The following is a 12699-nucleotide window of genomic DNA, read 5'->3' on the forward strand; positions in this document are numbered from 1 at the left end:
GACTCATTTACTAGCGAATTGACTTCGCAAATATGTTTGCATTTCATTTTCATGAATTGCCCTGCACATTTGTTTATCGAAACGTTATTCAGTTTTCAAAGATCTACAACTTATTGTTATCTTAGTAACAACTCTTAAAATTATACTCTTTTAAAATTAAATGTCAACACCTAATTTTAAAAATATCAAAAACAAATTTTTAAAAGTTATGTCATTTCCTGACAACGATATTTATTTTACCAACTGAAAACACTATCGTCAAGGCGTTTTTTCAACTTTTTCAAAAAACATTTTTATCCAAACATTAAAGATTATCTAGTAACATTTTTTCGTTTTTTACTTTTTATAACAAATTTTAATAACTTTAAGTCCCATTACTAAAGTTAATTTCACGAATAATACTAAATACACATGCAATGTTAATCACTATCTTCCAATTCCTTAGGATGAAGACAAAGGCACTAGTTTTATTTAAAACTCCAGAAGATGCATTAAAAGCAATTGAAAACGGTGTTAATATTAAATGATTCAATAGCTCAAAGTTGCAGTTAACAAAGTGCTTTAAGACATATGACAAGTTATACGAAATGGGAGGTCCGTAAGACTCCAAGCGACTCTCCAGAAAATATGATGGAACTTGTTGATAAGGCACGTAAAGAATTTAAAAACAAAAAGCAGATCTTGATTTTCAAGACCTGCTTTTTGTTACTTATCTCTTTTAATTACACGTTTGATATTGCGCTTTAATACTTGGAAGAATGTAAGAGAGCGAACGATATTTTGAGGATCTACGTAATTTCTGCAAGCACGTAGTACTTTTTTTGGTTCTCTAGATGAAAAGATGTACATCCGTCCATCTTTAGTTTGAATTGCGTACCGTGGAATGCACTTTCCTTTGCGATAAATTGAAGCAATAATTTTATCAACTTCATCCCAGGGAATCTGAAGATAGTGATTAACATTGTCACCATAAAACTCGAAAGCTTTATTCCCGACCATTAACTTTCCATATGTACTTAGCCCATGATGGTACACTGCTTTTTCAACTACATCTGCTTTTGAATTTAACGATTGAACCATATATTTCCCTTTCTACATTCTTAGATTTTATTAAAGTAAGCCAACTGCGTGACCTGCAATACCTAAAGCGAATAATGCAATGATAATCCAAATTGGTGAAACTTTCTTTTTAAGTAACCACATGCAAAGCAATGTAAGAAGAAGACCTGCTAAACCAGGAATTAATTGATCAAACACATTTTGTAATGTTGTTACTTTTATATGAGATAATGCTAGACCATTACCATTATCATAAAGTTCTAACGCCTTTTGAATACCTGCATGACCTGATGGAAGTGAATTCCAATCAATATATGCACCTTTTTGTAATTCAACCTTTGAAATAATTGGTTTGAAATCAATTTTTACCCATCGTTCAATCAATGAGCCTAAAACGAACATCCCTAACATTGAAGCTCCACGAGTAACGTCTTGCATCATTGTACCGGACATATCATCTGTAATTGCTGAACCGGCTTTATAACCAAATTCTTGGGTATACCACATAAAGCCCCAACGGAACAAGTTCCAAACAACAAAGAATAAAATTGGTCCTAAAAGGTTTCCACTCATCGCAAGTGAAGCGCACAAAGCACCTAAAATTGGACGAACTGTAAACCAAAAGACTGGATCACCAACACCAGCTAAAGGTCCCATCATCCCAACTTTAACACCGTTGATTGCTTCATCATCAACCGCACCACCATTAGCACGTTCTTCTTCTAAGGCCAATGTAACCCCAAAGATTGGCGAAGCCATAAATGGTGTAGTGTTAAAGAATTCCATGTGACGTTTTAAGGCTGCTTGACGATCTTCATCTGTTTTGTAAAGTTTCTTGATTGCTGGAATCATTGAATATGCAAAACCACCATTTTGCATTCGTTCATAGTTCCATGAACCTTGCAAGAATTGAGAACGTGCAGCAACTTTAAGCCGCGTCTTTTTATCAAGTTTAATTCTGTTCTTTTCTTCAGCCATCTTTACTCACGCTTCCTTTCTATTAATAATCATCTAAAATGTCGCCAAGTGGATCGCCAGTATTGCTTGAGCCACCATTGTTACCACCGTTGCCACCTTTTTTGTCAAGGTTCAAGTAAATCAATGTGAAGGCAACAGCCAAAGCACCAATAGCTAACAATGTTAAATTACTTAAAGCTGCAATAACAAAACCGATAATGAAGAATGGCCATGTTTCTTTTGTAGCCATCATGTTAATAACCATAGCGTAACCTACAGCAACAACCATTCCACCACCGATTGTCATTCCATCTGATAATACAGGAGGAATTGCATTTAACATGTGTTGAACTGTACTTGTTGGGATGATTAATAATAATCCACAAGGAATAGCAACACGTAAACCTTGTAAAATAATAGCAATAATTTGCCACATGTTCATTTTTTTAAAGCTAACTTCTTCAGCTGCTTTATCCATAGCGTGGCTAATACCAACACAGATTGTTCGCACGATCATATTTAAAACTAGACCAGCAACCGCAAAAGGAACTGCCATTGCAACCGCCGTCATAACTCCTTTAGTACCTAAATTTCCCATTGCTAACACAATTGCAGAAGCAGTTGAAGCAAAAGCGATATCAGGAGCAACCGCAGCTCCGATGTTGGCCCATCCTAAAACAATCATTTGTAATGAACCACCAAGAATAACCCCAGCAGTCAAATTCCCTGTTACTAAACCAATCAATGTACAAGTAACTAATGGTTGATAAAATTGAAATTCATCTAAAATTCCGTCCATACCTGCTAGAAAGGCAATGATAAGGACTAAAATCGCTTGAATTGCAGACATATGATTTCCTCCTTACTATTTCTTTTCGGCTAATTCTTTACGAGCCTTATCAACAAGTTCCATCATATTTTCTGGAGAGTCACTTGGAACTTTACGTACATCAAACTTAACTCCCATTTCGTGTAACTTGTCATATGTCTTAACGTCTTCTTCATTAAGTGAAAGTACTTTGTTAACCGCAACTTTACCTTCAGAGTGAGCCATTGAACCGATGTTAAGAGTTTTAATATCAACACCGCCTTCAATTGCTTTTAATGCATCTTCTGGAGTTTCAAATAAAACTAATGCTTTCGTTGCACCGAAGCGAGGGTCTTTTGCAACTTGAATCATCTTCTTAATTGGAACAACATTTGCTTTTACTCCAGGAGGAGCAGCTTGAATAATCATGTTCTTTCTTAACTTGTCTTTTGCAACGTTATCTGAAACAACAATGATTCGATCAGGGTTAACTGATTTTGTCCATGCAGTTGCAACTTGACCGTGAAGTAAACGACTGTCGATTCGAGCTAAGCCATACTTGATATGGCCATCACCTAAAACAGTTCCTTCTGGAATGGTACTAGTTGGTTGTTTACTTTCTTCTTTAGCAGGTGCTTTTTCTGTCTTAGGTTGTAAACTCTCAGGTAATGTCTTGATACCATCTTTTCCTGAGTTTACGATTTGAGTGGCAATTTCACGAGCAGTGATGCCATCTTGTAAGCGTGCACCATAAGCTTCAATTAACATTGGCAAGTTCATACCTGTAACGATTGCCCATGTATCTTTGTGTTGTTCAAATAAGTTACTTGCTTGATTAAATGGAGTACCACTCCATAAATCAATCAAGAACAATACTTGTTCTGGATCATCAAAAGACTTAACGGCATCTTCCATTTTCTTGCGAATGTCATCTGGTCCTTCGCTAGGCTTAAGAACACAGGCTTTAACATTTTCTTGTTTACCGAAAATCATTTCACCTGATTGGTAAATACCTTCAGCGAAGCCACCATGGCTAGCAAGGATAATCCCTACCATAATATCTTCCTCCTTAAAATCGTGTCATTTCTTTGTTACAAAATAAATTAAACTACTCAACAGTAACCAAATGCTTATCAAGCATCAGTTTCCATAAATCCTTAGCTGAATCACTTGAAACTTTACGAATTTCAAGTTTGATTCCGTGTTGATGCAAGCGACTGAATGTTTCAATATCGTCTTTGCTAACCGATATAGCATCACTGATCATTTGTTTTGAACTATCAAAACTAAGCGAACCAACATTGATTTGAGAAACGCTGATTCCATTCAAGATCAGCCGCAAAGCATCCTGGGGATTTTCTACCAGTAACATGACTTTCGTTCCGTCAAAGCGACCGTCGCGGTTAATTTGAATCACTTTTTGCAGTGGAACAATATTAGTTCTAATTCCTGGTGGAGATGCTTGCTTAATCAAAGTCTTTCGAATATCATCATGTGCAACTTGATCAGAAGCAATAATAATCCGATCGATCTTCAAAACACGCGCCCAATTAGTTGCGACTTGTCCGTGAAGCAAACGGCTATCGATTCGAAGTAACTGAACTTGTAACATCTAAACCATACTTTCATCTATTAAGGTATCCGCTTTCAAAAATAATAATAAATAATTGCCATCACTCATACAGAAAACCGATACCAATTTATTTTGATTACACCTTACATGTAGCAAGAAGCGTGCCAACTTTGTGTATACCTCCGAAAACACCATCATATAAAGAAAAAATCACACTTATACACTATTTTTTAGTGTATAAATGTGATTTGTATTACTCAATTTCTTTTTGTGTATCAATTAATTTCTCAATGTAATAAACTTCTTCATCTGGGAGTTGCAAATTTAAGCTATCACTCAGCATTTGATTGGCCTTTTTAACTACACCATATAGTGGATGAGTTTGAATTTCATCCATATCAATTTGCGAGTGAATCGCAAGCGAACTGTTAGTTAAGATTCTTTCAATAACTCCTGCTAAGTGCATACTTAAATTAATTTTGAGAGTATTCCGTAATTCAAATGGCACTTTGCGTTCAATAATTCCACAGTATTCCCATAAAACATCACCGACTTTTTGTGGATTTAAAAATGTGAAATACTGTCCTAAATATTGATAAATTCGTTTTTTTGCTTCTTGTGGAGATGCCTCTAGCTCCATTCGAGCAGTCGTATTATTAGTATAATTTTCAACAATGGTAACAAACTGTTCGCCACCACCTTGAAGTAACTTTTCAAGTGAAATAAATGGTACACTTAATTTCGGCCGAACAATTCCAGTTACTGCAATTACTTGATATTCTTGTTGAATTTCAGCAATCGTTTGTTCCAAATTAATAACTGAAATTGGAAGCACTACAATGTCATCAATTAAATGATCTAACAAAATATTATCTAGCATCTTCTTAATTTTTACAGCAGTACCTTGCCCTGTGGAACAAATTGCCAAAATCGCCTTAGGTTTGCCATCAATTTTTTCAGGAATTGTGGGTGATAATACCTCTTTTTCATCTTGTTCTGAAGTTCGCGAATAACCGTTAAACTCAGATAATTCACGGTATACATTTTCAAGAGTACTATCAATTAATGCCGTCTTACGTGCAGTTTCTAATACTAGTGCGGTTGTAACCATATCAATTGTTTTAACTTTAATTCCAGTATGACGGGTAATTTTTTCGTCAAATGTACTTAGTGATCCCATATCAACAAGTAAAATTACTCCATTCCCATGATTTAACTGGCGTACTTTTTCTTCAATTCCTTTAAGTGCCTCTTCTGGATTCATATCCAATGACATATCAAAAGCACCTAAATTATCAGTATCCAGTAACTGATTGACTACTTGCACCATTGAAGAAGCCGTACTATTACCGTGTGCTGCTACTAAAACGCCCACTTTGCCATTTTGCTTTTCATCTTTTAATGAAATTAACAAAACTGCTAAGTAATATAATTCAGATTCTGGAACTGGCATATGGTAGTAGTTTTCAATTTCCTCTTTAACTGTTTTAGCATATTCAAGTTCTTGCGGATAATCTTGTACCATTGAAATCATATTAGGTTCGGCTTTACGCAACGGTTTACCAGATTCGATTCGCTTTATAAAGGAACTAATATGCAAACTCATCGCATATAAAAAGTTCCCTGTACTTGTGTATCCACTTACAACTAACTGTTTTTCCAATTTTTTAGTTAGTTCAATTACATCTTGATCAACAATGTCATGTAAATCATTTTGCCCTTTATCAAAGTGCTTGTCAGCATAAAAGCTTTTCAAGTGAACATTAATATCAGTCATTATAAAATTATTAATTGCATCATGATCCAATCCTTCTTCACTTAGTAAAGCTGCCTTGTCGCCAATAATTTCATACAAATTATATGGTAATTCATAGTTATCTCCATCTTTAGCACTAGTAGAATTATCCGGATCAATGATCATTTGAGGTTGTAAAATTTTAGCTAACTCTCCTAGTTGCTTTCGATCATTTGCTAACCGGGATAAGCCGTCTTTAATATTAGGCGGCAACTGATCAAAGCGTAAATGAATTGAATTGTGATCATCAATACTATTTAAAAAACCTTGAGCACACACTAATTGAACATTTGATTTTAACTGTCCCACATTTCCATAGGTAACACTTCCTAAAAGCGAGCGAACCACATCTTCATCTAAATAAATTCGTTTTTGAATTCGGTTGGCTTCGATCGTTAACATTTCTTTTAGTAACTTCAAACGTTCATGCATGGTACGCTCATTAAATCCTGGCATTTGAACTACAATGGGAATTCGCCGGACAAAAGTTGCTAATAAAGAACTTTCGGGATCTTCAGTGGTTGCACAAATTAACCGTACATTGGCCTTATGCGTTTTATTTGTTTCCCCTAACCGCGAATAAGTCCCATGATCCATTAAGTAAAAAATCATTTCTTGACCTTCTGGAGGTAGCCGGTGAACTTCATCTAGAAATAAAATTCCGCCGTCAGCCTTTTGAATCAATCCTTCTTGATCTTCGTTTGCTCCCGTAAATGCTCCTTTCACATAACCAAATAAATGTGACATTAACAATTGCGGATTATGAGCATAATCAGCACAATTAAATGTTGTTAAATTTTGTTTAGCAATAATCTTTTTATTCCATGCGAATTGATTCATTGCATGTGCAAAGTATGTCTTCCCTGATCCAGTTGGTCCTGTGATTAATACATTTAATCCATGGGGAGGATATAAAATTGCCGCTTTCGCCTGTTCCACTTGATTTTTCAACGTTCCTTCACGTCCAATCAAATGATCAAAAATTATTTTTTGTTTCACTATATTTTGAGTTGGACTCTTAGATTTTTTAGGAACACTTTGAGCAACTGTTTTAGGAGAAGTTGAAGGTTTTTCATTGGCAAAAAAGTATTTAACTGGTCGCGTAGCACTCTTGGCTAATTTTCCTTCTTTTACAAGGATATTTAATTCTTTACTTACATTAGTTCGTACTAAATTTAAATCCATTGCAATTTTAGAAGTCGTCAATCCATTTTCAGATTGCGGTAATTCTCGTTTTAAATACTTCCAAATTTCCTCTTTGCGTGTCATTAAATATGCTCCTTATCTTTTGTGTATTATTTATTCTGTATTATTACTATTTCCAATAATGATAGCGTTTCACTATGTAGTGTATCATTGTTACTTTCAGATGAAAAGGCTTTATTTTAAATTGTGTATCATGCTTCTTTTTTCACAAACTTATTTTTCAAATGTTAAAATGAAAGTAAATCTATTAAACGGAGTGGACATTTTATGACAGAAACAGCAGTTACCATTACACGCAAAGATAAACGTACACGTTTGCTGCGAATCATTCGGATCATCCGCAATTATAATATGATCCATGATTTCGTCCACCAAACAAATCCTAAAGAATTCCGGATGGCTTTAGAAGAGCTTGGACCGACATTCATTAAAGCGGGACAAATTTTATCAACTCGTCCGGATCTAGTTTCTCCAGCATACATTCATGAATTGCGCTCTCTTCAAGATAATGTACCAGTTGATGACTACGCAACTGTTGTTCAAACTTTTGAAAAGCAAACCGGTCATACTATTGAAGAGACTTTTAAAACCTTTGACAAAAAGCCATTTGCTTCGGCTTCGATTGGCCAAACTCACCATGCTACTTTAAAAGATGGCACTAAGGTAGTCGTTAAAATTCAACATCCTGCAGTTGAAGAACTTGTACGCACTGATTTGGCATTATTTCGCAAAGCCTTAAGTATCATCAAATTTGTTCCTGACATTGAAGTAATTGATGCTAAGGAAACTTTAGAAGAAATTCGCACAGCACTTCTCAATGAAATTAATACAGAAGTAGAAATTAAAAATGGAATCGAATTTTACAAGTTAAATAATAATGATGACATTATTCAAGTTCCCAAAGTTTACCAAGAATATTCCGCACAAAAAATACTTGTAAATGAGGCAATGGAAGGTAAAAGTATTAAGTATTTGATTCAACAAAAAGCGAATCCTGAAACTAAAGAAGCAAAAAAACTAACTAAAACTAAAAAATATGTGGCTCGGATTTTAATTCAAAATTTTATTAAGCAAGTTTTTGTTGATAACTTCTTCCATGCCGATCCTCACCCGGGAAATATTTTATTTCATGAATTAAGTTATTCTGAAGAAGTTAATGAAAAACACAATTATGAAACCATTCATTCCTATGCACAAAATTTAGGGCCAAATGAAATTGAAGTTAAAACTGAAAAAAAACTTCCGCCTTATCGGTTAGTGTACCTTGATTTTGGAATGATGGGACGCCTTTCTCCTGGACTGATTGATGGCATTGCTAATATGGTAATGGCTTTAAATACACGTAATCCACGCACAATTGGCGAAGCGGTTTTAAGTGTATGTAACCGCACTGGCGAAGTTGATGAGGAAGATTTTTATGAAGACTTAGGTTTATTTATTACTCCCTACTTAAAAATGGGAGTGGGCCAAATTGATTTTGCCGAAGTTTTATACCGGATGATGTCACTTTGTCATCAAAATAATTTACAAATCAAACCTGAAGTCACCTTACTTTTTAAAGCCTTTGGAACCCTTGAAGGAATCGTGGCTCAATTAGATCCAGATTTATCTTTAATGGATGTAGCTCGTCCCTTTGGCAAACAATATTTAAAAAGAAAATTTAATTGGCGCTCTTCACTTGATGATATTGAATGGCAACTATATTCAAACGCTAAAGAACTACCTAGTATGCCACAAAAAATTGGTCAATTACTTGATATCATGAATGCAAGTCAAGCACGTTTAACATTAAAACTAAAAGATCAAAATAAAATCATGTATCGCATTGATCAAATTGTGAATCGGATTATGGTAACGATTATCCTTGCTGCAGTAATTTTAGGCTCATCCATGTTGGTCCAAGGCAGTCACGAGCATTCCCCTGTTTATAATATTGGAGTGGCTGGATTTATTATTTCTTTAATCGTAATTTTTCTAATGTTAATTGGCGCAATTCACCGACACTTAAAAGATAAAAAACACTTAAAATAACCCAAGATATTTGCAATCAAATTTTTTGAATTTAAGTTCTTCTGGCGCTATGATAATAAGTGTAAGGAATGTGAATTATAGAAAGGGAGAAATACCATGAGTAATGATTTAATGGATCGTTTTAACAAACTTGCTAATAGTGATGATTTCTTCAATCACTTCGGTCGTTCATTTTTCAATAGTTGGAATAATGAAATGAAACCACTCAAAAGTGATATTAAAGAAACTGATAAAGAATTCATCATCAAAGTTGATATGCCAGGTGTCGACAAAAAAGACATCGCTGTTAATTTCAAAGATGATGTGTTAACAATTGATGCTAAACGCGAATCATTTAGCGATGATGACGACAAGAAAGGTAACGTAATTGCAAGTGAACGTGATTATGGCACATATAGTCGTTCATATCGCTTACCAAAAGTTGATAGTAAGAAAATTTCTGCTAAATACGAAGACGGCGTATTAACAGTGATCTTACCTAAAACAAAAGAAGAAATTGACAGTAACCATAGTATTGAAATTAACTAGTAACTTTAGTTTTTAAATTTAAATCTGACTTGGAAAACGAGGTTGCGACATTAGTCGCAACCTTATTTCTATATATGAATTTCAAAATCATTATTTCAATGACTTTGAAATTTTTTACTTTAATTTGAAAAGAGACACTATTTATGAGTAAAACAAAAGCAAAACAAAATAGCTGGATGGTTTTAATTGCAATTGGAATGGGTGTTTTAATGGCAATGCTTGACGTTACAATCGTTAATGTCGCTTTGCCAACAATTCAACGTGAATTTCATACCAGCTATGTAAATACACAATGGGTAGTCAATGCATATACATCAACTTATGCCATTTCAATTTTATTGATTAGTAAGTTGGGCGATATGTACGGTAAAAAATTATTTTTCATCTTATCAATGGTTGTTTTTACTGCTGGATCGTTACTTTGTTCAATCGCCCCTTCAAGTTTAATTTTGAATATTTCTCGTGGAATTGAGGGAATTGGTGGTGCTGGAATTTTAGGACTATCAATGGCATTAATTGGTGATAACTACGAAGGAAAACAACGGGCATTTATTCTCGGCATTTGGGGAAGTATTGTTGGTTTTGGAACCTCTGTAGGTCCACTAGTCGGTGGAGTTTTAGTTCAATTCTTTAATTGGCGTTCAATTTTCTTGATCAACATTCCAATTGGAATCATTGCAATTTTAATCGGAATTAAATTCATTACTGAAAAACATCATGACGTTGATCATCACATCGATATTTTAGGAATGATTCTAAGTACTGCCATGGTCTTTTGTTTAGTCTATGGACTTTTAAATAAAGAAAATAATATTAATGCAAGTTGGTTTACTCCTAATATTATGGGATGGCTTGTCAGCGGAATTATTTTGTTATTGATTTTTATTCTCTGGGAAAAACATACTGCTCATCCAATGATGAACTTAGCTTTATTTAAAAAATCATCATTTGTAGGTTCTTGTGTGGCTGCTTTCACCATTACGTTAGGTTTATTTTCATTTTTTACCTACTTAACCATTTTGCTTCAAGATTATATGGGATATACACCTCTTGAAGTTGGCTTACAACGATTACTAATCAGTATCTTTCCACTTTTCTTAGGTGCATTTGTTGGTTATTTAGTTGGTAAAATTGGAAGCAAAATCGTTACAACAGGTTCCTTATTCCTTGAAGCTATCGGAGTTTTAACAATGAATTTAATGCTTGGCTATCATTTAAACTGGGAATTTTTAATTCCCGCATTTATTTTTATGGGATTAGGAAATGCTGGAATTAACCCGGCAATTTCAAATGCTGCATTATTAGATATTGAACCTGAAAATATGGGAATGGCATCTGGGATTAACAGTGTTTTTCGTCAATTTGGGAATTGTTTAGGAATCGTCATTCAAGGATTAATCGTAGGAGATGGTTATCGGAGAAGTTTATTGCAAAATCTTGGAAACAATCATTTAAGTCAACAAATTATTAAAGCAGGACCATTTTCAGGAATGGAAATCGCTTCAAAATTACATCCCATTCCTCATATTATTACAACCATTCAACATGCATATTATGACGGAATTCATGAGTTACTTTGGCTTTCGTTAATTTTATTCATTGTTGCTGGAATCATTTGTTGGCTCCTAATTAAAAATCCCGTAAGTAAAGACGTTAATAATTAAAATTTAAATAATGATATAAAAATAGACTGTGATTATACACAGTCTATTTTTTGCGTAAATGAATTCGAGTTTCGGCAGGAAAGAAGAAATGAATTGCCGGTAGCGAAAGATATGCATAAATCATAATTTTCGGAAAGTTAAATGATAACACAATATAAAAAACATTGATCACAAATAGAATCATGGATCGGATACGCACAGATTTGCTTTCACGCTCTTGAATATCCTGATCTTCACTAACAATTAGTTGAAAAACAAAATGCCGAATAATTAAGCCAACCAACTCAATTATCATGTACATTACACCATAGTTAATGACCGCTAATGAACTTGGATTTTCAATGATCCATTTAGTTAAAATTGGCATAACTGATAAACTAACAAGATAAAGTAAGTCTGAAATAATGATTCCTTTAGTAGCATATTCAATGCTTGCATATATCTTGTTTAATTCATACCAAAAATCTGCAACAATAAAAAAACTAATGATGAATACAACAATAGAATTTAAAAAGTTCCAGTAATCACCAATTCCATGCGGTGCCGGAATTTCAAGCACCAAAATTGTCATGATAATTGCAATTACTCCCTCATTTAAAGTTTCTAAATGAGTCATCATCTTGCGTTGACGTTGCTCATTTAACTTTTCAAGTTCTTCTTTGCTATATGTTTTATTTGGCAATTAAATCCCTCATTTTATATTTACTTTCACTTCATTTTACATTAAGGCTTAACGTATGCAAATCCTTCTTCTTGCTTAGTTGCAATCTCCAATAAACCTGCTGGGACAATTTCAACAAATGAAAATACATCATCTGGCGCAATCTTGAAATGATTTAGTGAATTATTGCATCCCATAATCTTAAAACCTGCTTGCGTTGCTTCTTTTAATTGTTGATACAATTTTTCATCACTTAAACTATCAACTAAATCACGAATTGCTTCACCAGTAACTACTACTTCAATTTCTAAATCTGGACGAATATTTTTTTTAGCATCTGCCATATTTTTCAAATTACTTGTAACTGCATTCCATCGTTCAGATTGATCAATATGAATTAAAATTTTCATGAAAATC

General features: G+C 34.0%; 11 protein-coding genes. 3 read left to right on the top strand and 8 right to left on the bottom strand.

What is annotated here, in order from left to right; all coding sequences use genetic code 11:
- Positions 1-705: 705 nt before the first annotated feature.
- From ACWCL1_RS07670 to ACWCL1_RS07695, 6 genes are all read right to left on the bottom strand, one after another.
- Entirely contained in the window at positions 706-1080 is a 375-nt protein-coding gene (locus tag ACWCL1_RS07670; protein WP_454546323.1) for a DUF956 family protein, read from the bottom strand.
- Positions 1081-1110: 30 nt separating this feature from the next.
- Positions 1111-2037, bottom strand: a complete 927-nt coding sequence (locus ACWCL1_RS07675) for a PTS system mannose/fructose/sorbose family transporter subunit IID (protein ID WP_454546324.1) — start codon at positions 2035-2037, stop codon at positions 1111-1113.
- 22 nt (positions 2038-2059) lie between these two features.
- The gene (locus ACWCL1_RS07680; protein ID WP_454546325.1) at positions 2060-2866 is read right to left on the bottom strand and encodes a PTS mannose/fructose/sorbose transporter subunit IIC; all 807 of its coding nucleotides are present in this window, start codon (positions 2864-2866) and stop codon (positions 2060-2062) included.
- Between the two features lie 15 nt (positions 2867-2881).
- The gene (locus tag ACWCL1_RS07685) at positions 2882-3880 is read right to left on the bottom strand and encodes a PTS sugar transporter subunit IIB (RefSeq protein ID WP_454546326.1); all 999 of its coding nucleotides are present in this window, start codon (positions 3878-3880) and stop codon (positions 2882-2884) included.
- A 52-nt stretch (positions 3881-3932) separates the two neighbouring features.
- Positions 3933-4436 (bottom strand): PTS system mannose/fructose/N-acetylgalactosamine-transporter subunit IIB, encoded by a 504-nt coding sequence (locus tag ACWCL1_RS07690; RefSeq protein WP_454546327.1) that lies wholly within the window; start codon positions 4434-4436, stop codon positions 3933-3935.
- Between the two features lie 214 nt (positions 4437-4650).
- The gene (locus ACWCL1_RS07695) at positions 4651-7461 is read right to left on the bottom strand and encodes a sigma 54-interacting transcriptional regulator (RefSeq protein WP_454546328.1); all 2811 of its coding nucleotides are present in this window, start codon (positions 7459-7461) and stop codon (positions 4651-4653) included.
- A gap of 204 nt (positions 7462-7665) precedes the next feature.
- Here ACWCL1_RS07695 and ACWCL1_RS07700 point away from each other — a divergent pair, with 204 nt between their 5' ends.
- From ACWCL1_RS07700 to ACWCL1_RS07710, 3 genes are all read left to right on the top strand, one after another.
- On the top strand, positions 7666-9429 hold the full coding sequence (locus ACWCL1_RS07700) for an ABC1 kinase family protein (protein WP_454546329.1): 1764 nt from the start codon (positions 7666-7668) through the stop codon (positions 9427-9429).
- A gap of 96 nt (positions 9430-9525) precedes the next feature.
- A complete protein-coding gene (locus ACWCL1_RS07705) occupies positions 9526-9957 on the top strand; it encodes an Hsp20/alpha crystallin family protein (RefSeq protein WP_454546330.1) in 432 nt (143 codons plus the stop codon).
- 143 nt (positions 9958-10100) lie between these two features.
- On the top strand, positions 10101-11621 hold the full coding sequence (locus ACWCL1_RS07710; RefSeq protein WP_454546331.1) for an MFS transporter: 1521 nt from the start codon (positions 10101-10103) through the stop codon (positions 11619-11621).
- A gap of 43 nt (positions 11622-11664) precedes the next feature.
- Here the strand turns inward: ACWCL1_RS07710 and ACWCL1_RS07715 are convergent, their stop codons facing one another.
- Both ACWCL1_RS07715 and ACWCL1_RS07720 read right to left on the bottom strand, forming a co-directional pair.
- A complete protein-coding gene (locus ACWCL1_RS07715; protein ID WP_454546332.1) occupies positions 11665-12303 on the bottom strand; it encodes a TMEM175 family protein in 639 nt (212 codons plus the stop codon).
- A gap of 41 nt (positions 12304-12344) precedes the next feature.
- A complete protein-coding gene (locus tag ACWCL1_RS07720) occupies positions 12345-12692 on the bottom strand; it encodes a DsrE family protein (protein ID WP_454546333.1) in 348 nt (115 codons plus the stop codon).
- Positions 12693-12699: the final 7 nt, after the last annotated feature.

It is taken from the genome of Ligilactobacillus sp. LYQ135 (assembly GCF_053711055.1).